The 24,343-nt window shown below is 37.7% G+C and carries 19 protein-coding genes; 14 read left to right on the top strand and 5 right to left on the bottom strand.

Annotated elements, in window-relative coordinates; translation table 11 throughout:
* Positions 1-96: 96 nt before the first annotated feature.
* On the top strand, positions 97-993 hold the full coding sequence (locus tag BFL47_RS15455) for a magnesium transporter CorA family protein (RefSeq protein ID WP_069660706.1): 897 nt from the start codon (positions 97-99) through the stop codon (positions 991-993).
* 28 nt (positions 994-1,021) lie between these two features.
* Here the strand turns inward: BFL47_RS15455 and BFL47_RS15460 are convergent, their stop codons facing one another.
* Both BFL47_RS15460 and BFL47_RS15465 read right to left on the bottom strand, forming a co-directional pair.
* Positions 1,022-1,249, bottom strand: a complete 228-nt coding sequence (locus tag BFL47_RS15460) for a hypothetical protein (RefSeq protein ID WP_131678875.1) — start codon at positions 1,247-1,249, stop codon at positions 1,022-1,024.
* A 510-nt stretch (positions 1,250-1,759) separates the two neighbouring features.
* Positions 1,760-3,025 (bottom strand): DEAD/DEAH box helicase, encoded by a 1,266-nt coding sequence (locus BFL47_RS15465; RefSeq protein ID WP_069660708.1) that lies wholly within the window; start codon positions 3,023-3,025, stop codon positions 1,760-1,762.
* A 238-nt stretch (positions 3,026-3,263) separates the two neighbouring features.
* Here BFL47_RS15465 and BFL47_RS15470 point away from each other — a divergent pair, with 238 nt between their 5' ends.
* The 5 genes from BFL47_RS15470 (at position 3,264) to BFL47_RS15490 (ending at position 13,333) form a co-directional block, all read left to right on the top strand.
* Positions 3,264-4,241: a type I phosphomannose isomerase catalytic subunit gene (locus BFL47_RS15470; protein ID WP_069660709.1), complete on the top strand. Its 978-nt coding sequence runs from the start codon at positions 3,264-3,266 to the stop codon at positions 4,239-4,241.
* Between the two features lie 248 nt (positions 4,242-4,489).
* On the top strand, positions 4,490-9,535 hold the full coding sequence (locus BFL47_RS15475; protein ID WP_245681387.1) for a translocation/assembly module TamB domain-containing protein: 5,046 nt from the start codon (positions 4,490-4,492) through the stop codon (positions 9,533-9,535).
* Positions 9,510-11,810 carry a translocation and assembly module lipoprotein TamL gene (gene tamL, locus BFL47_RS15480; RefSeq protein ID WP_245681388.1) on the top strand — a complete coding sequence of 767 codons (2,301 nt, stop codon included), beginning with the start codon at positions 9,510-9,512 and terminating at the stop codon, positions 11,808-11,810. The genes BFL47_RS15475 and tamL overlap by 26 nt, the downstream gene beginning before the upstream one ends.
* Before the next feature lie 102 nt (positions 11,811-11,912).
* A complete protein-coding gene (gene mdh, locus BFL47_RS15485; RefSeq protein WP_069660711.1) occupies positions 11,913-12,839 on the top strand; it encodes a malate dehydrogenase in 927 nt (308 codons plus the stop codon).
* Positions 12,839-13,333 (top strand): retropepsin-like aspartic protease, encoded by a 495-nt coding sequence (locus BFL47_RS15490; RefSeq protein ID WP_069660712.1) that lies wholly within the window; start codon positions 12,839-12,841, stop codon positions 13,331-13,333. The genes mdh and BFL47_RS15490 overlap by 1 nt, the downstream gene beginning before the upstream one ends.
* Positions 13,334-13,419: 86 nt before the next feature.
* Here the strand turns inward: BFL47_RS15490 and gyrB are convergent, their stop codons facing one another.
* Positions 13,420-15,378: a DNA topoisomerase (ATP-hydrolyzing) subunit B gene (gyrB, locus tag BFL47_RS15495; RefSeq protein ID WP_069660713.1), complete on the bottom strand. Its 1,959-nt coding sequence runs from the start codon at positions 15,376-15,378 to the stop codon at positions 13,420-13,422.
* Positions 15,379-15,527: 149 nt separating this feature from the next.
* Here gyrB and BFL47_RS15500 point away from each other — a divergent pair, with 149 nt between their 5' ends.
* Together BFL47_RS15500 and BFL47_RS15505 are read left to right on the top strand one after the other, a co-directional pair.
* Positions 15,528-16,127: an OmpH family outer membrane protein gene (locus BFL47_RS15500; RefSeq protein WP_069660714.1), complete on the top strand. Its 600-nt coding sequence runs from the start codon at positions 15,528-15,530 to the stop codon at positions 16,125-16,127.
* 73 nt (positions 16,128-16,200) lie between these two features.
* On the top strand, positions 16,201-16,680 hold the full coding sequence (locus BFL47_RS15505) for a nucleoside deaminase (RefSeq protein WP_069660715.1): 480 nt from the start codon (positions 16,201-16,203) through the stop codon (positions 16,678-16,680).
* Positions 16,681-16,743: 63 nt separating this feature from the next.
* Here BFL47_RS15505 and BFL47_RS15510 read toward each other — a convergent pair whose 3' ends face one another.
* Complete coding sequence (locus BFL47_RS15510) at positions 16,744-17,148, bottom strand: RNA-binding S4 domain-containing protein (protein WP_069660734.1); 405 nt, start codon at positions 17,146-17,148, stop codon at positions 16,744-16,746.
* Positions 17,149-17,419: 271 nt separating this feature from the next.
* On the opposite strand from BFL47_RS15510, the gene BFL47_RS15515 reads away from it, so the two are divergent.
* From BFL47_RS15515 to miaA, 6 genes are all read left to right on the top strand, one after another.
* The gene (locus tag BFL47_RS15515) at positions 17,420-18,238 is read left to right on the top strand and encodes a 2,3,4,5-tetrahydropyridine-2,6-dicarboxylate N-succinyltransferase (protein ID WP_069660716.1); all 819 of its coding nucleotides are present in this window, start codon (positions 17,420-17,422) and stop codon (positions 18,236-18,238) included.
* A 458-nt stretch (positions 18,239-18,696) separates the two neighbouring features.
* Complete coding sequence (locus BFL47_RS15520) at positions 18,697-19,824, top strand: glycosyltransferase family 4 protein (RefSeq protein ID WP_069660717.1); 1,128 nt, start codon at positions 18,697-18,699, stop codon at positions 19,822-19,824.
* Between the two features lie 167 nt (positions 19,825-19,991).
* On the top strand, positions 19,992-20,555 hold the full coding sequence (locus BFL47_RS15525) for an L-threonylcarbamoyladenylate synthase (protein ID WP_069660718.1): 564 nt from the start codon (positions 19,992-19,994) through the stop codon (positions 20,553-20,555).
* Between the two features lie 122 nt (positions 20,556-20,677).
* Entirely contained in the window at positions 20,678-22,090 is a 1,413-nt protein-coding gene (locus BFL47_RS15530) for a CCA tRNA nucleotidyltransferase (protein WP_069660719.1), read from the top strand.
* Between the two features lie 77 nt (positions 22,091-22,167).
* Positions 22,168-22,815: an IS1096 element passenger TnpR family protein gene (locus BFL47_RS15535; RefSeq protein WP_069660720.1), complete on the top strand. Its 648-nt coding sequence runs from the start codon at positions 22,168-22,170 to the stop codon at positions 22,813-22,815.
* Positions 22,816-22,839: 24 nt separating this feature from the next.
* Complete coding sequence (gene miaA, locus BFL47_RS15540) at positions 22,840-23,748, top strand: tRNA (adenosine(37)-N6)-dimethylallyltransferase MiaA (RefSeq protein ID WP_069660721.1); 909 nt, start codon at positions 22,840-22,842, stop codon at positions 23,746-23,748.
* A gap of 272 nt (positions 23,749-24,020) precedes the next feature.
* On the opposite strand, the gene BFL47_RS15545 is transcribed toward miaA, so the two are convergent.
* Positions 24,021-24,332: a DUF3467 domain-containing protein gene (locus tag BFL47_RS15545; protein WP_069660722.1), complete on the bottom strand. Its 312-nt coding sequence runs from the start codon at positions 24,330-24,332 to the stop codon at positions 24,021-24,023.
* Positions 24,333-24,343: the final 11 nt, after the last annotated feature.

Raw genomic sequence — 24,343 nt, forward strand, 5'->3', positions numbered from 1 at the left:
ATTTACAAACTCATTAGCTCTTTGAATGTATCAAAGAAGGAAAACTTACATTTAACGGATGGCTGACGAAGATTTCGAAATTATAAAGAAAAGAATATGATTAAACAGTATGCGAATAAAGCAGAACATGGATATGATTGGATCGATTTGACAGATCCTGAAGAAGCTGAATTACGCGATGTAGCAAAAAATTATAATTTACATGAGGCCTTGGTTCATGATTGTTTGCAGCCTGGACATTTGCCTAAGTACGAATCATTGGAAGCTTATGCCTTTATCATTTCCAGAGTTTATACCGATATTGATATGCTGGAGGCGGATACAGTTCAGGAGCTCACCAATAAGGTTGCCTTATTTTATGCGGACAGCTTTTTTATTACCATACATCGGAAAGATCAGCCTTTTTTAAATAAATTGGCTTGTCTGGATCGCACCAAAGGTTTAAAAAACACGCATCAGCTTTTGAATACCGTGGTCAGGGCCTGTTTAATGACTTATGAAGAGCCTTCTAATAAGCTGGCTAAGTCCATCGACTATTATGAAGAGCAAGTGTTTTTAAGTAACAGAAGGACTCCATTGTTAAAGGGACTCTATTATTTAAGGAGAAAGATTGATTTGCTGAGGAGAATGCTGATCCTATCTTTAGATACGATAGAAAACATCGATGACGACCGGGGGAATGTAAATACACGGGACACGCGCGATTTGTACGTAAAGCTTACCACGATTTATGATAGTTTGAATGATAATATCAATCAGCTGCTGACCACTTATTTCTCCACTTCCTCTCAGCGGACCAATGAGACCATGCGGGTACTGACTATTTTCTCCGTATTTTTTATGCCACTGACCTTTATTGTAGGCATCTATGGCATGAATTTTAAATTTATGCCCGAACTTGAACACCCTTTGGGATATCCTGCTATTTTGATCGTGATGGCGGTCATCACGATTGGCATTTATTTTTGGTTTAAACGAAAAGGCTGGTTATAAACAGCTTATCGTTTAAACCTGTTTTTAATTAGACACTAAAGCCTTTAAGTTGCTCGGCAATTCTTGACTGAAGATCTTCATCAATATTAGTCGTATTGGTATCAATGGCAAATGACCCATTTTTATCATCCTTGAATGTGGCGATCAAGGTCTCTTTATCATATACTTCATAATACTGGGCTTTTCGATCTGTTTTAACGTCATAGTCAGCAAATTTGCCATCCTTTAACATTACCTGCATATTAAATCGTTCCATATTTTCTTTTTTTAACAATAACCTCCTTATCGGATTAATGTTTGTTTTGAAATCTTTCTGATCGGGTGTACCTATTGTGGGTCGTATTGAAATATTGCTGTACTGAAAAAACAACATGTGTTTGCAGGCTTTTAAAATCCATGCAAAAGACAAGGCTTGTTATAAATTTAGTTATTCATTATCAGCATCTTACAAGTAATCCTATAAGGCATCCTGGTTTTGGCATGTTTTTGGAATAATCCTTTATATAACTTTAAACCAAACATCATGAAAAAGATCATATCTATTACCAACATTAGCGAATTGACACAAGATTTTGATATTGAATTAATGGAGATCCTTAAATCAGAAGTTAAAAAGTTTAAAACAATCAAGACATATATAAATCTACGCGATTCTATTATACAAGCAGCATAATCTATTTACTTTATTATTTTATCAACTACCTATGAGCATAAAAAAAGGGAACTTCTTACGAAATTCCCTTTTTTTATGCTCATATAACCGGTTTTAAAGTGTCTTACGGTGAAAAGACTGCGGTTTTTCTCTTGGCTTAAAACTTCTTTTCTTTGCTGCTGCGGCTAAATTAATTTTAGTTTTCGCTCTTTTAACAGAAGAAGCATCCATCAGTTTATTAAAAAACATCGGGTAAGGATGATCTTCAACCAATGGAATGTCCTGTTGAGTAAGTTTTAAGATATCATGCAGGAATGGGCGATCTTCTTCATCGCAGAATGACCATGCTGTTCCGCTTGCTCCTGCTCTTCCTGTACGTCCGATCCGGTGAACATAAGTTTCCGGAACATTAGGAAGGTCGAAATTGATTACATTTTTCAGTTCATCTACATCAATACCACGTGCTGCAATATCTGTAGCTACCAATACACGCAAAGTTCCGGCTTTAAAACTTGTTAATGCACGCTGACGCGCATTTTGAGATTTATTTCCATGAATAGCTTCTGCATTGATGCTTGCTCTTTCGAGTACTTTTACCAGTTTATCTGCACCATGTTTGGTCTTGGTAAATACCAAAACGTTCTCGATGGATTTATCCTGTAAAAGATGGATAAGTAGATTAGGCTTATTTTTCTTCTCTACGGAATAGATTGCTTGCGTAATCTTTTCCACTGTAGAAGATACCGGAGATACTTCTACCCGTACGGGGTTGGATAAAATGGTATTAGCCAGGTTAGAGATCTCAGAAGGCATGGTAGCTGAAAAGAACAGGGTCTGTCTTTTAGCCGGGATTTTAGAAATGATCTTTTTTACATCATTTACAAAACCCATATCCAGCATGCGATCGGCCTCATCAAGGACAAATATTTGGATGTGCTGTAAATTAACCAGACGTTGAGAAACAAGATCCAGAAGTCTTCCAGGGGTAGCAATTAAAACGTCTACTCCTTTATTGATTTCTTCTACTTGTTTTCCTTGAGAAACACCACCGAATATAACGGCTTGTCTTAGACCGGTAAATTTTCCGTAAGACTGAAAACTTTCCTTAATTTGAATGGCAAGCTCGCGGGTAGGTGTTAGAATAAGTGCCCTGATGTCTCTACGGGTACTTTTCTGAATAGGTTGTGCACTTAATAGCTGTAACATCGGCAATGCGAACGCTGCCGTTTTTCCTGTACCTGTTTGTGCGCAACCCAATAGATCTTTTTGTTGTAAAACGATGGGGATGGCCTTTTCCTGGATAGGAGTTGGATGTGTATAACCTTCTGCACTCAGAGCTTTTAGAAGTGGCTCTATGAGATTTAATTCTTTAAATGACAAAATTGTTGATTTTTTTTAATGTGATGTATCGTATTTGCCCTCGAATACTTTGTTATATTACAGGAGCTTTCTGAATGAATAGTATGATTCAAAACAGTTTTTACGACTCAAAGATACGAAATTATTACATCTTAGCAATTAGAACTGAGCAACACTCTGAAAATGAGTCAATTTTAACAAAAGTAAGACAACTAATCATTTTTAATTATACTTGCGTTGATAAACTGACATACATATCATGGCAACATTATATCCGCTAAAATTTAAAACTATATTTAAAGACAAGATCTGGGGAGGCGAAAAGATTCGTACCTACCTTGGAAAAGATTTTAGTCCGCTGCCTAATTGTGGTGAGACCTGGGAAGTATCAGGTGTAAAAAGTGACGTTTCTGTGGTACAGAATGGCCCCCTTGAGGGACAAACCCTGGCGGCGTTACTGGAAACCCATCAGGAAGAGCTGGTAGGCAAAAAGGTTTACGAACGCTTTGGCAATGAATTCCCTTTACTGATTAAATTTATTGATGCTAATGAAGATCTGTCTATTCAGGTACATCCGAACGATGCATTAGCACGTAAAAGACATAATTCCTTTGGAAAAACAGAAATGTGGTATGTGCTTCAGGCTGATGAGGGTGCATCCTTAATTGCTGGATTCAATCAGCCTTTGGATCAGGAGATCTATCTGGAGAAATTTAATAGTGGTCATCTGATTGACATCCTGAATAAGGAAGAGGTAAAAGCGGGTGATGTATTCTTTTTACCTGCTGGACGGGTTCATACTATCGGTAAAGGTTTACTGATTGCTGAAATACAGCAGACTTCTGATATTACCTACCGGATTTATGATTTTGACCGTGTAGATGATAAGGGTAACAAACGTGAATTGCATACCGAAGATGCTTTGGCTGCTATCGATTATAATTTTTATCCGGAGTACAAGTCGCTTTACAAGGAAAAGCTGAATGAACCGGTAGAGGTTGTCACTTGCCCCTATTTCACGACCAATATCCTTGAATATACCGAATCTGTTTCACGCGATTATGCTGCAAAGGATTCATTTGTGATCCATGTATGTGTTGCAGGATCTTATACCTTATTATATGGGGAAGAGAGTTTGAAGGTAAGTATGGGTGATTGCATTCTTATCCCGGCTTCTATTGACCGTGTAACCTTACATGCACAGAAAGGGTTTAAAATATTAGAGTCTTATGTATAAGACTCTAATATTTTTTTAGTTTTCTAAAGCCTGGTAGGCCAACGCTCTGAACTTATCGTAAACATCCCCTTTAGGGGGGTTGTTGCGTAAAGATCAAGCAGAGTAGTTTCTTTTGTGGATCTATCCTAAAGTTCATTGTCGGATAAGAGACAGTAATGGTTGGGAAAAAGTATAATTTACAATTTATGTTAATAAATCAAACATTTATGCTTTTTAACAATTATTGATTTGAACTAAATACATTTAACTTGAGAAGATTCGGTACCCTCACCTTAAAAATCATTCTGTGGATCATTGGGATTTTAATTTTTCTGGTTCTTTTAGTATTTGTCCTGATTCGTGTTCCGGCTGTTCAAAATTTTGCAAAAAAAAAGGTTGTAAGTTACCTGGAGGGTAAGATTGGTACGAAGGTAGAGATTAATAAGATTAGCCTGGACTTGCCTAAACTGATTGTACTGGAAGACATTTATTTCGAAGATCAGAAGAAAGATACCTTGTTGGCGGGAGATACGCTAAAAGTAAACATCAGCTTATTAAAGCTGCTTGATAATAAACTTGAAATTAATGAAATTGACCTAAGAGGTATTACGGCTAATATTCAGCGTGGATCCGATAGTGCATTCAATTTTGACTATATCATGAAGGCTTTTGTGAGCGAGCAAAAAAAAGAGCCTGAGCCGGTTGATACTTCATCTACCATGAAGTTTTCGCTGGATAAAATTAACCTGGACCGGATTAAAGTAAGTTTTAAAGATGCTCCATCAGCAAATGATGTTTATTTTTCTATTGGTCACTTTGACACCCGGGTAAAGGAATTTGATCTGGATAAGATGAAGTTCAGTATCCCCAAAATAGTACTTTCGGGAGTCAATGCGAGGGTAATTCAGAGTAAGCCTGCCGTAGTTGCAAAATCAGTTGCGGTGCATGAAGCGGAAAGTGCTGAGCCTATGAACCTCGATCTGCAACTAGGAACCATTGATCTTTCTAAGATAAAGGTATACTATCAGAATGATGTGTCAGCGATGAAAGCGGATGTAAACCTGGGTTCTCTTGCTGTTGAATCTGATCAGATCGATATGAAGAATCAGCATATCGCTTTGAATAAGCTTGATTTGAGTAATTCTTCAATTTTATTTCAGCTTGGGAAAAGTCAGCAGGCTAAGTTGGTGGCTTCAGAAACCGTAAAAACTACAGAGGCGACAGCTAACAACTGGAAGTTTGATACCAAAGACCTGAATCTGGGCAATAACAATATCCGCTTTGATAACTTCAACATGCCCATGCAAAAGAAGGGGATGGATTTCGCTCATATGGATATTAAGGACTTGAATTTAAGTTTGAATGACCTTGCTTATTCTGTAGACACCATTTCAGGGAAAATCAATTCAGGCACGTTTAAGGATAAAAGTGGGTTTAACCTGTTGAAGTTTGAAACGAAATTCTTTTATGGACCTAAAGAAGCCTATTTGAAAGACCTGCTGATTCAGACTCCTTATACCAGCATTAGTAATAATATCAGAGTTACTTATCCTTCTATAGCCAGCATCTCTAAGAATTTGGGTGAACTTGGGGTGGAAGCGAACTTGATTAAAACTAAGATTGGATTCAAAGATATCTTAATTCTGGCTCCGGATCTGGTTAATACAGTTCCCCTTAAAGGTAATCCAAATGCGGTACTGAATATAAATGGCAAGGTGAAAGGTAAGGTGAAAAATCTGGAGATTGAAAATCTTCAGATCTCAGGATTGGGAGGTACGATCATTAAGGCCTCCGCTAAGACCAGGGGGTTACCGGATATGAATAAGGCTTGGTTGGACATTAAAATTGATGAGTTTAGCACCAGAAGGTCCGATATTCTCGCATTAGTTCCAAAAGGTACCATTCCTGCAAATATCCGGATTCCTGAATCGATTAAGTTGACGGGCAAGTTTAAAGGTGGAATGACCAATTTCAGTACAGACTTAAACCTTTTTTCAAGCTTTGGAAGTGCGAAAACTATTGCGACGTATAATGCGCTGGTTAAAGGCCGGGAATCTTATAAAGCTAATGTACGGATCTTCAATTTTGACGTCGGAAGGATGATCAAAAATGATAGTATCGGGCGGATTACACTGGCGGCAAATGTGGTAGGGAATGGATTGAATCCTAAAACGATGCGAGCCAGGGCAGTTGCTAAAGTGATTAAAGCGGAATACAACCACTATACCTACCGGAACTTTTCTTTTGATGGTTCTGCCAGCAGAGGAAATATGATGGTGAAGGCTGATATGCCTGATCCAAACTTGAAGTTTAATTTGACTGCTTCGGCTAATATGTCGGGCACATATCCTGCGATTAAGTTGAACCTGGATCTGGACAGTGCAAATCTGAAGAACCTACATTTTGTGAAAGAGGACATGCGTTTCCATGGTAAGTTGGTTGCCGATTTGCCTACTGCTGATCCTGACTATTTAAATGGGAGCATTCTGCTGACTGAAGCGTTGTTTGCCAAAGCAGATCAGCGAATTGGTTTGGATACAGTGAGTATCATTTCCAGTGCTTCTGCGGATAGCAATACACTTCGTTTACGCTCGGAAGTGATGTCCGCCGACTTGAAAGGAAAGTATAAATTGACGCAATTAGGTACTGCAGTGCAGGATCTGATTGGCAAATATTATACAATAGGTTTGAAGGCTAAACCGGTAAAATATGGGCCGCAAAAATTGATCTTTAATGCAAAAATTGCCAATGGGCCTTTGATTCAAAAGTTTGTGCCGGATTTGAAAGAACTTGCGACCATTGTTTTGAATGGAGATTTTGACAGTCAGAAAAGGCAACTGAATGTAAATGGTTCGATACCCCGTATTTTGTATGGCACAAATGACCTGAGTAATTTCCAGATGAAGATCAACACAGCGGACAGTACGCTGAATTATGCATTGATGCTAGATAAGATTACAACAGGCTCTATGCAACTTCTTAAGGCTAGTGTTGCCGGAAATGTGAGGAATAATACGATTACGACTGCGATCCAGACCCAGGACAATAAGGGTCGGGCTGATTATCGGATTGCTGGTGCGCTAAAGGCTTTGCAGGACGCTTTTCAGTTTAGTTTGAATCCGGATGGATTAGTTTTAAATCATACGCCATGGAAAGTAAGTCAGAATAATGCCATTCTCTTTGGAGGAAAAGGGATAGAGGCAACGAACTTTGTCTTATCCAACAATAATCAGCAATTAAGTATCAATACGAGTCCACCGGGACTTAATAACCCTTTGGTAATTGACTTTAAAAATTTCCAGATTGAAACGTTAACCAATATAGCGAAACAAGATTCCCTATTGGCTGGTGGTACAATAAACGGGAATGCACAAGTGCGCAATTTCAATACAACTCCTGTATTTACTTCGGATATGACGGTGAGCAATTTCAGCTTCATGGGTGATACCGTAGGAAATATAGCTCTAAAAGTCAATAATGAGCAGGCAAACACTTTTGCAGCGGACGTTAAGATTACAGGACAAGGGAATCAGGTTAACCTGAATGGCTTATATTATACCAACAATAGCAGCTTTGACATGAAGCTCGACATTGCCAACCTTAATATGAAGAGTATTGAAGGTTTTACTATGGGGAGTGTGAAAGAAACAAAAGGTTTTATGAAGGGGAACCTGGATATTACCGGCACCACTACTGCACCTGCCATACGAGGAGGAATTGACTTTAAGGAAGTAGCCTTTAATGTGACGATGCTGAACTCCTATTTTAAAATTCAGGACAATGCGAGGATTGGTTTTACGGAGGATGGGATTACGTTTAACGACTTTGCCCTGATTGACTCCGCTAATAACAAAGCGCAGCTTTTAGGAACTGTATATACGAAAACGTATACAGACTTCCGTTTTGACCTGAAATTAAATGCAAATAACTTCAAGCTTATTAACTCAGCAGCAAAAGATAATGACCTGTTTTATGGAAAGTTATTTATTGATACCCGTTTAGGAATTAAGGGAACAGTAGCTGCTCCTGCTGTGGATGGATCTTTAAAAATCGATCCGAAAACGGACTTCACTTTAGTGCTTCCTGCCAGTGATCCGGGAATTCAGGACAGGGCAGGCATTGTTGAATTTGTGGATAAAGATAATCCACAGCTTGCAAAGGTGTTTAAAGATCCTGCTGATACTTTAAATTCTTCTGCGATTACAGGAATGGATGTCTCAGTGAACATCGAACTGGATAAAGAAGCGCAACTCAACGTTTTGGTGGATCCTGCAAATGGGGATATGTTGCGGCTTAAAGGTGCGGCACAGTTAAACGGGGGTATTGACCCTAGCGGTAAGGTTAGTTTAACAGGTAACCTTACTGTAGAAGAAGGTTCTTATGACTTAAGCTTAAGCTTTCTTAAAAGAAAATTCTTAATCAAAAAAGGAAGTACTCTAACCTGGAACGGAGAGCCGATGATGGCTGATGCGGATATTACTGCAACGTACGTGGTCAATACAGCTCCTATTGATTTGGTGGAACAACAATTGGGCTCTGTGGCACAGACTACGCTTAATACCTATAAACAGAAACTTCCATTTAATGTGAACCTGATGTTAAAAGGAGAACTGATGAAACCAACGATTACTTTTGACATCATTCTGCCGGAAGCAAACTATAATGTTGCCACAGAAGTGATTACTAATGTGAATGGCAGATTGACGCAGCTAAGAACAGAGCCTTCGGAGTTGAATAAACAGGTATTTGCGGTATTGTTATTGAACCGTTTTATATCGGATAATCCTTTTGCGAGCAGTGCTGGTGGCGGTGGTCTGGAATCTTCTGCCAGACAAAGTGTAAGTCGCCTGTTATCGGATCAGCTGAATAACCTGGCCGGTGATATGATTGGTGGTGTGCAGCTGGAATTTGATCTGCAGTCATCGGAAGATTATACGACCGGACAAATGGCTAACCGTACGGATTTGAACGTAGGTTTATCCAAGCGATTGCTTAACGATCGTTTGAAGGTAACGGTGGGTAGCAATTTTGAATTAGAAGGTCCTCAGCAACAAAACCGAAAGACCAGTAATATAGCGGGTGATATTCAAGCGGAATACCAGCTCAGCAATAATGGCCGGTATATGTTACGGGCTTACCAAAAAAATCAATATCAGGTAGCACTTCAGGGACAAGTTATTGAAACAGGTGTAGGATTTGTAATTAGCATGGATTACAATCAGTTTAAAGAAATATTCGGAACAAAAACAAGAGAAGAAAAGAGACGTCAGCGTGCTCGAAAATCGGCTAATGAAACTACTAAAGAGAATGACTAAACGATATATAAAATACTTCTTGTTACTCTGTGTAGCGTTTCTTGCTGCATGTAATGTGACGAAAAATGTTCCCGAAGGTGATTTTCTGTATACTGGTGCAAAGGTTAAAATTGAAGACAAGGACCTGAAGAAAAAAGATAAAAAGATCTTGGAACCCGACCTGACCAGTTTATTAAGGCCTAAACCGAATATGTCTATTTTGGGGATCAGGCCCAAAATATGGATCTATAATATTACCAAAAACGCGAAGAAAGGACCGTTGAAATGGATTAAAAAGTACGGTGAGCCCCCTGTATTATTCAGTTCGGTAAAGGTAGATTACAATCGGGATATCGTTTCTAACAGGCTTGAAAATAAAGGTTTTTTTGTGGCTAGCACGAATGCGGATACCACTATACATGGTAAAAAAGCTTCTCTTACTTATCAGGCTTTGGCTGGACCGCGATATCTGATTAAAACCGTTAATTTTACTACGGATAGTTCTGACCTTGGAAAAGCAGTACATGCTACAGCTGAGGATAGCCAGTTAAAAGTTGGCGACAGTTATGACCTTGATGTCATTAAACTGGAACGTGAACGGATCGACTCCCGGCTGAAAGAACAGGGATTTTACTACTTTAGCCCGGAGAATCTTATTGTTCAGATTGACAGTACTACAGCCGATCACAAGGTTGATTTGTATATGAACATCAAAGACGCAACTACTGAAAAAGCGAAGGATATTTACAAGATCAATAACATTTTTATCTATCCTAACTTTAAACTTAGGGACACTGTACAGGGAAAAAGTCCGGAAGCTGTGAAGTATAAGGACTTTTATGTCATTGACCGGACGAATATGTTCAAACCTGCTGTATTTGAACGGACTATGTTCTTTTATAAGGGGGACACCTATAATCGTGCAGATCATAATTTGTCTTTAAGCAGATTGACCAGTTTGGGTACTTTCAAGTTTGTTAAGAATCAATTTATAGAATCGGACACGACGAAAAAGGCACTGGACGCCTATTATTACCTCACTCCTATGGCTAAAAAGTCTATTCGGGCAGAGGTAACGGGAAGAACAAATTCAGCTAATTTTACCGGATCGGAATTTACATTAAGCTGGCGGAACAGGAATGCTTTCCGGGGTGCGGAACTGCTAACTCTATCTGCTTATGTGGCCACTGATGTACAAGTATCGGGCAATAATAGCGGAGACGGGATTTTTAGATATGGTACAGAGGCCAACCTCAGTATTCCACGTTTCCTTACTCCTTTTAAACTGAATACGAGTAGTGCTTATATTCCACGTACACGGTTTGTTTTGGGGTATGACCGCCTGGAAAGAAAGAACAGTTACAAGTTAAATTCATTTCGTACCTCGGTGGGTTACACCTGGAAAGAGAGTTTGGAAAAGGAACATCAGCTGACCGTTTTAGGGGTAACTTATGTACATGCCCCATTTGTATCTCCAGCTTATGACACATTGGCTCAAACTAATTCTACTTATAGAAATGCGATTCAAGATCAGTTTATAATTGGCCCTAACTATAATTTCAATTATACGAACACCCACCGTGCTTATAAAAAGAATACCTTTTATTTCAATGCGAATCTGGATATGTCTGCTAATTTATTGGGCTTAATTCAGGGGGCAAAGGTAGAAAATGAAAAGAAATTATTCAACACCCCCTATTCCCAATATGTAAGGGGTGAATTAGACTTCAGACACTATTATAAGTTGGGTATAAATTCACAATGGGCATCTCGACTAATTATGGGTTATGGTCAAGCGTACGGGAACTCGCGATCATTACCATTTGTTAAGCAGTTTTTTATTGGCGGCACGAATAGTTTAAGAGCATTCCGTGCAAGGTCTCTGGGTCCGGGGGTATATCGTGATCCGGCGCAGGATTCCAATGATACCATAGCAGCCGATCAATCCGGAGATATTAAGCTGGAATTTAACACCGAATTCAGGCCTAAATTATTCAGTATTGTAAGAGGAGCCTTGTTCCTGGATGCCGGTAACATCTGGTTACTAAATAATGATACTAACCGATCCGGTGCTAAGTTTACTAAAGATTTTATGAAAGAGCTTGCCGTAGGAACAGGAGCCGGAGTAAGGATTGATGCCTCCATATTAATTTTACGTCTTGACCTGGCATTTCCTCTCCGGAAGCCATGGTTGCCTGAAGGTGAACGCTGGGTATTTGATGAAATCAATTTCGGAAACAAGGAATGGAGAAAAGACAATCTAGTGTTAAATTTAGCAATTGGGTATCCATTCTAATGTTTAAACAAAATTTGTGTTACATTTAATGAATTCTATCGAATAGGTTAGGGGATTTATTTAAATTGCCTAACTTTTATTACATACTAAATTACCTAAAACATGAAAGTTACAGTAGTGGGAGCAGGTGCCGTTGGAGCAACCTGTACTGATAATATTGCTAGAAAAGAATTAGCAGAGGAACTTATATTGCTTGATATTAAAGATGGTTTTGCCGAAGGCAAGGCTATCGATATGATGCAAACCTCTGCCCTATTGGGTTTTGATACTAAGGTTAGAGGCGTCACGAATGATTATGCAAGTACAGCTGATTCAAACGTAGTTGTTATTACATCCGGATTACCGCGCAAACCAGGAATGACTCGCGAAGAGCTGATTGGAACAAATGCTGGTATTGTAAAAGGTGTAGTAGAAAACATACTTAAGTATTCTCCAGAAGCTGTTATTGTTATTGTTTCTAATCCGATGGATACAATGACTTACTTGTCTCTTAAAACATCAGGATTACCAAAAAATCGTATTATTGGTATGGGTGGAGCACTTGACTCATCCAGATTTAAATATTACCTGAGTCAGGAACTAGGATGTTCTCCTGCAGATTTGAATGCGATGGTTATTGGCGGACATGGTGATACTACGATGATTCCTTTGATTAATCATGCTACATGGAACAGTATCCCGGTTACTCAATTCTTAAGTAAGGAACAGCAGGATAGTATAGTTGCGGCGACTATGGTTGGTGGTGCTACACTGACTAAACTAGTTGGTACTTCTGCCTGGTATGCGCCAGGTGCTGGAACAGCTGCCATGGTTGAAAGCATTCTTAGGGATGAGAAAAAATTAGTGCCTTGCTGTGTTGCCCTGGATGGCGAATACGGACAATCGGATATTGCTATAGGAGTTCCTGTGATCATCGGCAAGAATGGATGGGAAAAAATCATTCAACTTCAGTTAAGTGATGAAGAAACTGCTGCTTTCAATAAGAGTGCAGAGGCTGTAAGGGCTATGAATAGTGTTTTGACCTTCTAATGATAGAGGTAAAATTGAAACTTTTGAATCTACATAACGACGGCTTTCACGCTTTAGTGGACGTCGTTGTATTTGGAAAAAAGTTCAAAGCGGTTGTTGATACAGGAGCTTCAAGAACTGTTCTTGATAAAAGCATGGTGGAGAAATACATCAGTTCGGATATGATCTCTATCAGTGATTTACTTTCAACAGGACTAGGTACTAATTCAATGGAAAGCTATACGCTGAAAGTTGAAGAAATGAGTATTGGGGATTTAGTGATATCGAATATGGAGGTTGCTATTCTTGATCTTTCGACAATTAACAATGCATTTGAGCAAGTATCGGTCAAACCGGTAATTGGTGTAATTGGTGGGGATATTTTAGTGAAGTATAGGGCAATCATCAATTATCCGTTGAAAAAGATCTCTTTTTCTGAGGTTCGAAAACATATATCCAAGGATACAAAAGTTTCGTTTGAAAAAATAGATTCAGGACAAACTACATTTGATTAAAAGAATTTATTTATTTTCATTTATTTATAAGCATAAAAAAAGAGGCTGATCAAATGAATCAGCCTCTTTTTTTATGCTTATAAGTATTATACGTCTATTCTTGCATACTTTGCATTTTTCTCTATAAAGTCACGACGGGGAGCAACTTCATCACCCATCAGCATTGAGAATATATGATCACATTCGGCCGCATTTTCAATGGTAGCACGTCTTAGCGTTCTGGTTTCAGGATTCATAGTTGTTTCCCATAACTGCTCCGCGTTCATTTCTCCAAGACCTTTGTAACGCTGTACATGAACGTTCTCTTCCTTTCCAGCACCTTTTAAGCGTTGAACAGCAGCATCACGAGTGGTATCATCCCAAGCGTAAGCTTGTTCTTTACCTTTCTTTACCAGATACAATGGAGGGGTAGCAATATACACGTAACCAAACTCAACCAACTCTTTCATATAACGGAAAAAGAAAGTTAAAATTAGCGTAGTAATGTGAGAACCATCCACATCCGCATCCGTCATGATGACCACTTTGTGGTAACGTAACTTATCCATGTTCAATGCCTTGGCATCATCAACCGTTCCTATACTTACACCAAGAGCAGTAAAAATATTCTTTATTTCTTCATTTTCATAGATCTTATGCTCCTGTGCTTTCTCCACGTTTAAGATCTTACCTCTTAAAGGAAGAATAGCCTGGAAATACCTGTTTCTGCCTTGCTTGGCCGTTCCACCTGCAGAGTCCCCTTCGACAAGATACAGTTCGCATTTGGAAGCATCTTTTTCAGAGCAATCGGCAAGCTTACCAGGAAGACCTGATCCACCCATAACCGTTTTACGCTGAACCATTTCCCTTGCTTTACGGGCGGCTGCACGGGCTTGTGCTGCAATAATAACTTTCCCTACTATAAGCTTTGCTTCCCTGGGATTTTCTTCCAGATAGTTGTTCAGGATCTCTCCTACCGCCATATCGACGGCTCCCATTACATCGTTGTTACCAAGCTTGGTCTTTGTTTGACCTTCAAACTGCGGTTCCTGAACTTTTACAGAAATAATGGCAGTCAGACCTTCGCGAAAGTCATCTCCATTAATTTCAATTTTTATATTTTTAAGCAGGCCTGATTTTTCCGCATATGATTTAAGCGTACGCGTTAAACCTCTTCTAAAACCAGCAACATGGGTTCCACCTTCAATTGTGTTGATGTTATTCACATAAGAATGGACATTCTCGGTGTAGGTTTCATTGTATTGCATGGCCAGCTCAACTGGAATACCCTGTTTAATTCCTTCTACATAAATAGGTTCAGGGATTAAAGGAGTGCGGGTGCCATCTAGAAATTTAACAAATTCTTTTAATCCGCCTTCTGAATAAAACTCTTCTTTTTTAAAGCTTCCATCTTCATGTACTTCCCGTTCGTCGGTTAAAGTCAAACGGATGCGCTTATTCAAATAAGCAAGTTCTCTTAAACGAGCAGCTAAGGTGTCGAATTTGTATTCGTTGGTCAGACTAAAAATGCTGGTATCAGGAGTGAAAGTAATCGATGTTCCTCTTTTATCTGAATCGCCAATAATTTTAACATCATATAATGGTTTTCCACAACTATACTCTTGTCTGAAGATTTTACCATCACGGTAAACGGTTGCAATTAAAAGGGTGGATAGTGCATTTACGCAGGATACCCCAACACCGTGTAACCCACCTGAAACCTTGTATGTATCTTTATCAAATTTACCTCCGGCATGCAGAACCGTCATAACTACTTCAAGTGCTGACTTTTTTTCTTTTGCCATAATCCCGGTTGGGATCCCACGGCCGTTATCTTCGACAGAAATAGAATTATCGGGGAGAATAACTACGTTAATATCGGTACAATATCCAGCAAGTGCTTCATCGATAGAGTTATCAATTACTTCATAAACAAGGTGATGTAATCCCTTTATACCAATATCGCCAATATACATAGCAGGACGCTTACGTACAGCTTCCAGGCCTTCTAAAACCTGTATATTTTCCGCTGAATAATTAGTTTTGTCTTCCTTTTGTTCGCTCATAATTATTTTAAAACAATAGATCAAATCTAGCCATTTTAAGCGAATTAACAGTATTTTATACCATTAAAGCGTCAGAGAAAGCTGTTTTATGATTTCTAAATTGTTTACATCAGGCGAAAGATTATATTTGCCTGAAATTATAAGTAAAAATGACAATATCATTCGGAACATTCTCCAAACTTACAGCGGGATTCTTGTTTGCAGCCGTAGTTGTTTCATGTAACAATAAAGAGCAGGCTAAAACAAATTCGCCATCTACTTCAGCTTCGGCATCTAAAGCTGCAGAACCAATTGTATTTGTTAATTCTGATTCTTTAGTTAATAATTACAATTACTTTAAAGACATTAAAGGTAAACTTCAATCTAAATCTAAAAAAGCTCAGGATGACTTAAGTTCTAAAGGGACTGCTTTCCAGAGAGAAGTTGCTGAATACCAACAAAAGGCTCAAAGCTTGAGTGCAGATGAACGGGCATCAACAGAACAACGCCTTGCTCGTAAGCAACAGGAACTACAGGCTTTTAATCAAAATGCCAGTTCTGCTTTAGCTAACGAATCTGCTGGAGAAAACGAAAAGCTTTATGATAAAGTAGCGGAATATTTGAAAGTGTACGCAAAAGAAAAAGGCTATAAAATGGTCCTGACTTATTCTAAAAGCAATCCTTCATTGTTATTCGCAGATGAAAGTCTGGACGTAACCAATGAAGTGGTTAAAGGGTTAAACGATCAGTATACGAAGGATAAAAAATAATCATCACAGGTTAAACTACATAAAGAAGGTTGCATTCGGTTTGGTTTGCAGCCTTTTTTAATATCCCCTTATTATGGAAGAGAACGTTCATCATCAATTTATGAGAATGGCTATCTCATACTCCAGGTCAAATATACTGGAAAGCCTTGGCGGTCCTTTCGGAGCGGTCATTGTTAAAGATAATTCCATCATTGCCGCCAGTCAGAATTTAGTACTTTCCACTAATGATCCTACTGCGCATGCAGAAATCTCTGCTATTCGGAAAGCATGTCAGCTATTGAAGACTTATGACCTGAGTGGTTGCATTATTTATACGAGCTGTGAGCCTTGCCCTATGTGCTTAGGTGCAATATATTGGGCCAGGTTAGCTAAAATTTATTATGCCAACACCAAACATGATGCAGCGGTAATCGGGTTTGATGACCATTTCATTTATGAGGAGCTAGAATTAGTTAAAGAACAAAGGCAACTTCCATCTGAACAAATTTTGGAAGACGAAGCTAAAGTTGTATTCGATCTTTGGGTTCAATCTGAAAAAAAAATGCGTTACTGATTGAAATTAAGATTTAGGCGTCTATTATTTAACAACTATTACTATTTCTGACTTTTAACATTACTATTCTTGACTTTTAACATCTTCATCACTAATCAGATCATCAATTTCTCTTCTATCTTTCTTTGTAGGCCTTCCCGTGCCCCTGTCTCTCTTCAATGAGGGAGCATGAAACATTGATTTATAACCTAATGTTTCTTCTTCTGGTGTGATATCTTCGTAAAAATTGACTACCGTTTTAGCATCTACCCTACTGTGTAGAAGTCCGGTTACCCGTACCTGTTTACGTTCAATACCTTTTGAGACATGAAAAACATCTCCTATTTTCACCTCGTAGGAAGGTTTAATATTTTGTCCGTTTAACTTTATACGTCCGGCTTTGCATGCATCTGTTGCTAAAGTACGCGTCTTAAATAGTCGGATTGACCAAAGATATTTATCTATTCGTAGTTTTTCTTTCTCGCCCATGCCTTTAATAATTAGATATAAAATTACCAATTTAATTCTTATGAAAATAAATGGTTCTAACCCAACCATTTTAAACTATTCGTAAAACTGATTGATTTTTCAATTGATGATTATAACCTACCAATTCTAATTATTAATTCAACAATTGCTTCTTAAATCAATTAGGTATAACCATCCTATTTTGATTCTTTGTAAAAATGATTGGTTCTTATTGATAGAATAGATAACAAAAGTCCTTAAAAAAGCTTTATTTTGCTGGAAATATAATTAAATGATCTTTAAACTACAAAAACAGATTGAAGAAGCCTGGGAAGATAGAACTCTTTTAACTTATAGTGAATATATCAAGGCTATTGAGCACGTTATCGACCTGCTTGATAAAGGAGAAATCAGAGTTGCTGAACCTGTGGCAGGCGGATGGCACGTTAATGAGTGGATTAAAAAAGCAGTAATTTTATATTTCCCTATTCGCACGATGGAAGAAATTGAAGTTGGTCCTTTTGTTTTTCATGATAAAATGAAATTAAAGACCAATTATAAAGAACTTGGTGTACGTGTAGTACCACATGGCATTGCCCGTTATGGTGCTTACCTGGCTAAAGGTGTAATTTTGATGCCTTCGTATGTCAATATAGGTGCATTTGTTGATGAAGGCACCATGGTGGACACTTGGGCTACGGTTGGCTCATGTGCGCAAATTGGAAAACATGTTCATCTGAGTGGTGGTGTGGGCATTGGTGGCGTATTAGAACCTGTTCAGGCAGCACCGGTAATTATTGAAGATAATTGTTTCATAGGATCCCGCGCTATCGTGGTTGAAGGGGTTCGGGTTGAAGAAGAGGCTGTGTTAGGAGCTAACGTAGTGCTTACTGCTTCTACAAAGATCTTTGATGTATCAGGTAGTTCCAGTGTGGAATATAAAGGTATTATTCCTGCCCGTTCGGTTGTTATTCCTGGAAGCTATGCGAAGCAATTTCCTGCTGGAGAATTCCATGTTCCCTGCGCATTGATTATTGGAAAACGGAAAGAATCAACTGATAAAAAGACCTCATTAAACAACGCTTTAAGAGAAAATAACGTAGCAGTATAACCTGTTTCAAAAACCTGCATGAACTTACCTTAAGTTTATGCAGGTTTAATATTTTATAAAAAGTCAATTTTCATTGATTTAATAACCTATTGTACTTGGTTTTGGTTTATGCAAATTAAAACATGGAGCAGTTAAGTATTTTATGCCTACAAAACCCTTTTTCTACTTATTCGGGTTTATTATCTTAACTTAATGTTATAATCAAACAGTTTCGGATATTGGTTTGATACTGAAATCGATTTCTTAAAATAGCAAATTTTTCATTCCAATGAAGGAGTCTACATCGTGATAATTTTACATGAGAGGCCTCAGTATTCATCGGGCAATCAGATCAAAAATGACCTGCTGATTCCCAGGAAGACACGAAAGTCTATTACTGTCTGAGGCGATTAAGCATGGAGATCGTTTAACGATACTTTTATCTGATAACAAATAATAACACTATTTAAAAAAGCACAATGAGGATTGGTTTTGATGGAAAGAGAGCAGCAAATAATCTCACTGGTTTAGGAAATTACAGTCGATCTTTAATTGTGCAATTAGCTAAATTATTCCCGGATAACCAATATTTAGTTTATGCACCTAAACACAAAAAATCGAAACAGATTGATACCTTTCTTGATACCGTTGGAATTGAATTAAAACTTCCGGAAAAAAAGTCATTATCCTTGATGTGGAGAAGCTTTGGAATAAAAAGTCAACTTAAAAAAGACAACATAGTACTTTACCATGGCTTGAGTAATGAAATCCCTTTTGGCATCCAATCTACTGGTATCAAAAGCATTGTAAGTATCCATGACCTGATTTTTTTACGTTACCCTGATTATTATAAGCCCATAGATCGGTTCATCTATAATTTCAAGACGAGGTATGCTGCGAAAAATAGCGACTGTATTGTTGCAATCAGTCAAAAGACGAAACAAGATCTAATTGAATTTTACAACGTTAAGGAAGAAAAGATAAAGGTCATTTATCAAAGTTGCGATGCGGAGTTTAAGCTAATCCAATCACAGGAGTTTAAAAATTCAATCAAGGCAAAATATGCTTTACCAGATAAATATTTACTGAATGTAGGCACGATTGAGCCCCGGAAAAACTTATTGTTGATTATTAATGCACTAAAAGATATTGATCCGGCTTTTAAGCTTGTTGTGGTCGGTAGAAATAAACCTTATGCAGATCAGGTAAGAGCACAAATAAAATCATTAAATCTATCAGATCGGGTAATTTTTTTGAAGGATCTCCCTTTCATTGATCTGCCGGCTATTTATCAAATGGCGACTGTGTTTGTTTATCCCTCATTTTATGAGGGCTTTGGAATCCCGGTAATAGAAGCTTTATATTCAGGCATCCCAGTGGTTGCGGCTACTGGATCCTGTCTGGAAGAAGCAGGCGGACCTGAAAGTCTCTATATTGATCCAAATGACAGTTCAGCATTGGCGCATGCACTAAATGGTATTTTAAGTGATTCCCTTCTTCAGAATAAAATGAAGATTGCAGGACTAAAGTATGTGCAAAAGTTTGATAGCGATTTACTTGCTCAGCAAATGATAGAATGCTATTATACCCAACTTAATAAAAACTAATACTCAATCATTTCAGAGGCAATTTATTATAAACCAAAGCCAATAATCAGAAAACATCATTTGGCCAAGTTTATTATCTTATCTTGCAGATTATTTTGTCTAAATGAGTGATATGGAAATAAAAAGCCATTTGTACTCCATTATCGAATAACTAATTGCTATAATTAATGAATGCTGAAATAACAAAGGCACTTGAAGTACTTAAATCCGGGGGACTTATCCTCTATCCTACTGATACCATTTGGGGTATTGGTTGTGATGCAACAAACGTAGAGGCTGTTGAACGCATTTATAAGCTTAAAGGCCGTGATTCCAGCAAAAGCCTGGTTATTCTCCTTGATTCTGATAATAAACTCCTTTCTTATGTATCGGAAGTTCCAGATATTGCCTATGATTTGATCGAATATGCAGAGAATCCTCTTACTATAATTTATTCCAATGCTAAGAATTTGGCACCTAATATTATTCATGAGGATGGAAGTATAGGAATCAGGATCACAACTCATAATTTCTGTAAACAACTAATTCAAAAATTCAAAAAGCCAATTGTTTCTACTTCAGCTAATCTGAGTGGAGAGCCATCACCTGAAAACTTTTCACAGATTTCAGAAACTATTATGGAGGGTGTCGATTATGTTGTTGATCTGGAACAAGCTGACATGTCAAAGAAAAAGTCTTCTACTATCATGAAAATTGAGCCTGACGGTCGCTTTTCATTCATCAGGAAGTAGTTAAAACCTGAACCAATTACTTGAATTTCAAATTAGACAGTTCAAAACAATCAAAATACATTAATTTTGCATTCCCAAATCGTATTCTTTAAATAAGAAATAGGATAAGGGCAACGTGTTTTATGAAGCAACACCTTAAAAATCCTTTATTTAGAAAACTCAATAAACTAGCTGACGAGAGAGGTGTAGAAACGTATGTTATTGGCGGATTTGTAAGGGATATTTTCTTAAAGAGGCCATCTAAAGACATTGACATACTTATTATCGGAAATGGAATTGAGTTCGCAGAAGCAGCTGCCACTGTACTCAAAACTAATGTATCCGTATTTAAAAATTTCGGCACAGCCATGCTTCGCTTTAAAGACCTTGAAATTGAGTTTGTTGGTGCACGTAAAGAATCATACCGAACAGATTCAAGAAAACCTATAGTGGAAAATGGCACTCTTGAAGATGATCAGTTCAGGCGTGATTTCACTATTAATGCGATGGCTATCTCGCTGAACACATCAAATTTCGGTGCATTAGTAGATCCATTCCATGGAGTTGATGATTTGAAAGAAAAAATCATACGTACACCTCTAAATCCAACAGAGACCTTTTCTGATGATCCATTGAGAATGATGAGGGCTATACGCTTTGCATCACAATTAAATTTCACTATAGAAGAGAAAGCCTTCGAAGCAATTAAATCATTTAAAGAGCGAATATCCATTGTTTCTACCGAGCGTATTATGGATGAGCTCAATAAAATTATTTTATCTCCAAAACCATCCATTGGTTTTAATTACCTGTTTGACACCGGTCTGCTTCATCTCATCTTCCCTCAGATGACAGAATTATATGGCGTTGAATTTATTAATAGCAAAGGACATAAAGATAATTTTTACCATACATTGGAAGTTTTAGACAACATTGCAGAAACAAGCAATGATCTATGGTTACGTTGGGCGGCGATATTGCATGATATAGCAAAGCCTACTACTAAACGCTTTGACTCTGATCACGGTTGGACATTCCATGGACACGAAGATCGGGGAGCACGTATGGTTCCTAAAATTTTCACTCAGCTTAAACTTCCATTAAATGAAAAAATGAAGTTTGTTCAAAAGTTAGTACAATTACACCTCAGGCCAATCGTTATTGCACAGGATGTAGTTACTGATTCAGCTGTAAGGCGTTTACTTTTTGATGCAGGTGAAGATATTGAGGCTTTAATGTTACTCTGCCATGCAGATGTTACGACTAAGAATGAGTATAAAAAGAAAAAATACAGGAATAACTTTGAGCTGGTTAAGCAAAAGTTAAAGGATGTAGAGGAACGGGATCAAATAAGGAACTGGCAACCACCCATATCTGGTCTGGATATAATGGAAACGTTCGGAATTAAGGCTGGACGTGAAGTAGGCATTATTAAAAATCAAATCAGAGAAGCAATTCTTGAGGGTGAAATCAAAAATTCTCGCGGAGATGCAATGTCTTACATGATTGATAAAGGTAAAGAACTGGGCCTCTTTCAAAAGAATACTATTATTTAACATAATTTCAAACAATCTGAAATAGAGAGCGTTAAAATTACGCAATTTTTCATTTCGCATAAAACATAAAACTTGTCATGGCTATTTACCGATTCAAGGTTACTTTTGAAGATTACGACGACGTAGTACGGGATATCGATATTAAGTCAACCCAAACATTTGAGGATTTTCATCTTGCAATACATAAAAGTACAGGGTATAATCCGGAGATGGCTTCCTCTTTTTTCGTCTGTAATGATCACTGGATCAAAAGTGATGAAATTGCATACCTCCCGTCTCAAAGAAAAATTGATAGAGGTGTTGCGCTCATGTCAAACACGAAATTGAGCCGCTTTATTGATGATCCTCACCAAAAATTTTATTATACCTTTAATTTTGAACGTCCTTATGACTTTCATATAGAACTAGTCAAAATCCTTGAAGAAGAAAACGGAAAACAATACCCTTTTCTTTCCAGAAGTATTGGTGAAGCTCCAAAAATGCCGGGTACAATACCAGTACCTCCAGCTACTACAGAAGACGATGAGGGATTTGATTTCCTTAATGAAACAGAATACGGCTATATTGAGGAAGAAACGGATGATATGGATACGGCCAATTCTGTAGAAGAATTAAATGGTGGTGCCTCTGAAGATGAAGAAGATGAATTTGCAGATGGTTTTTCTGATAACGACAGTTCCGATTCCGACGACTATGACAATAACAAAAATAAAGACGACTATTAAAAAATATCCTTCTAATAACAACATATGGGTTCTGATAACACGCTAATTGTTATAGCCGGACCTACTGCTATAGGTAAAACTGAACTTGCCATTAAGGTTGCTTTGAATTTTGATACTGAAATTATATCGGCAGATTCAAGGCAATTTTACAAAGAAATGAGCATTGGAAGCGCTAAGCCAAATCAAACCGAATTAGAAGCAGTTAAACATCACTTTATAGATTCCATTTCTATAGAGGAGTCTTACTCAGCAGGAAGTTTTGAAAATGAAGCCCTATTCAAACTGAATGAAATCTATCATAAAAAGAATACAGTTGTCTTAGTTGGAGGTTCCGGTTTATTCATTAAGGCTGTTTGTGAAGGATTCGATGAATTTCCTGATGTTGATCCACTAGTAAGAGACCTCTTAAATAAGGAATATGCTGCTAAAGGGATTCAAACTCTCCAAGATCAATTGGAGAAACTTGATCCTTCCTATGCCAAAGAAGTTGATTTGAATAATCCTCAACGCCTTATTAGAGCTTTGGAAGTTTGCATTTCCACTGGACAGCCTTTCTCTATATACCGGTCAAATTCTATAAAACAAAACAGACCTTTTAGTTCAATAAAAATAGGTTTAAATATGGAAAGGCCATTGCTTTATGAAAGGATCAACAAAAGAGTGGACATGATGATTGTAGCTGGATTAGTTGATGAGGTAGAAAAATTAAAACCATTCAGGCATCTCAATGCCTTAAACACAGTAGGCTACTCGGAAATATTTGACTATTTAGATGGTTCTCTTAGCTTGGAGCAAGCTATAGATAAAATAAAGCAGAATACCAGAAGATTTGCTAAACGTCAGCTTACCTGGTTCAGGAAAGATCCAGAAATAAGCTGGTTTCATCCAGAAGATTATTCCAGCATAATCTCCCATATTAATCAACAAAAATAAGAACAAGCTATTTTGAATTTTAAACACGCTAAAAATGTGTATTTAATTCACGAAAGAAGATGTATTCAAAAAGGCACCTTACCGTAAAGTATTCAGCTTGATAGTCATTCCTCTTTTCATCCTGTAACCAATGCCGATCATATTAGGGTTTTGCAATAAACGGATTTCACCATTAAACGGCTACTTTTACGTCCGCTACTTATACTTGCTATTTAGTCCTTGTCTAATAACAATAAGCATACATAGGAGGTTTCTAAATCATCCAGCTCGTATTAAGCTTGTGCCGTTGGGCCTCCAAAAGTAAGCGGCACACCATTATCCTTTTGTATTTTTATTCTTCCATTCTGTTCTTCAAACTTTTCAATATTATCTTCAAGCGCACTGAGAAGTCTTTTTGCATGCTCTGGTGTTAGTATAATCCTCGATTTAACTCTTGCCTTTGGCACTCCTGGCATTACTCTGATAAAATCCAATACGAATTCAGTATTGGAGTGAGTAATTATAGCAAGATTGGAATAAATTCCTTCTGCAATTTCTTCTGATAATTCAATATTTAACTGATTATCTGTATTCTGTTCTTCCATAATGTAAAAAT

This window comes from Arcticibacter eurypsychrophilus, assembly GCF_001730525.1.
Classification (GTDB): domain Bacteria; phylum Bacteroidota; class Bacteroidia; order Sphingobacteriales; family Sphingobacteriaceae; genus Arcticibacter; species Arcticibacter eurypsychrophilus.

Excerpts from the sequence above, each read along its gene's own strand:
- BFL47_RS15455 (WP_069660706.1), top strand. The coding sequence starts at position 97 with ATGATTAAACAGTATGCGAATAAAGCAGAACATGGATATGATTGGATC.
- BFL47_RS15460 (WP_131678875.1), bottom strand. The coding sequence starts at position 1,249 with ATGGAACGATTTAATATGCAGGTAATGTTAAAGGATGGCAAATTTGCT.
- BFL47_RS15470 (WP_069660709.1), top strand. The coding sequence starts at position 3,264 with ATGGCAACATTATATCCGCTAAAATTTAAAACTATATTTAAAGACAAG.
- tamL (WP_245681388.1), top strand. The coding sequence starts at position 9,510 with ATGAAACTACTAAAGAGAATGACTAAACGATATATAAAATACTTCTTG.
- mdh (WP_069660711.1), top strand. The coding sequence starts at position 11,913 with ATGAAAGTTACAGTAGTGGGAGCAGGTGCCGTTGGAGCAACCTGTACT.
- BFL47_RS15490 (WP_069660712.1), top strand. The coding sequence starts at position 12,839 with ATGATAGAGGTAAAATTGAAACTTTTGAATCTACATAACGACGGCTTT.
- gyrB (WP_069660713.1), bottom strand. The coding sequence starts at position 15,378 with ATGAGCGAACAAAAGGAAGACAAAACTAATTATTCAGCGGAAAATATA.
- BFL47_RS15500 (WP_069660714.1), top strand. The coding sequence starts at position 15,528 with ATGACAATATCATTCGGAACATTCTCCAAACTTACAGCGGGATTCTTG.
- BFL47_RS15505 (WP_069660715.1), top strand. The coding sequence starts at position 16,201 with ATGGAAGAGAACGTTCATCATCAATTTATGAGAATGGCTATCTCATAC.
- BFL47_RS15510 (WP_069660734.1), bottom strand. The coding sequence starts at position 17,148 with ATGGGCGAGAAAGAAAAACTACGAATAGATAAATATCTTTGGTCAATC.
- BFL47_RS15515 (WP_069660716.1), top strand. The coding sequence starts at position 17,420 with ATGATCTTTAAACTACAAAAACAGATTGAAGAAGCCTGGGAAGATAGA.
- BFL47_RS15520 (WP_069660717.1), top strand. The coding sequence starts at position 18,697 with ATGAGGATTGGTTTTGATGGAAAGAGAGCAGCAAATAATCTCACTGGT.
- BFL47_RS15525 (WP_069660718.1), top strand. The coding sequence starts at position 19,992 with ATGAATGCTGAAATAACAAAGGCACTTGAAGTACTTAAATCCGGGGGA.
- BFL47_RS15530 (WP_069660719.1), top strand. The coding sequence starts at position 20,678 with ATGAAGCAACACCTTAAAAATCCTTTATTTAGAAAACTCAATAAACTA.
- BFL47_RS15535 (WP_069660720.1), top strand. The coding sequence starts at position 22,168 with ATGGCTATTTACCGATTCAAGGTTACTTTTGAAGATTACGACGACGTA.
- miaA (WP_069660721.1), top strand. The coding sequence starts at position 22,840 with ATGGGTTCTGATAACACGCTAATTGTTATAGCCGGACCTACTGCTATA.
- BFL47_RS15545 (WP_069660722.1), bottom strand. The coding sequence starts at position 24,332 with ATGGAAGAACAGAATACAGATAATCAGTTAAATATTGAATTATCAGAA.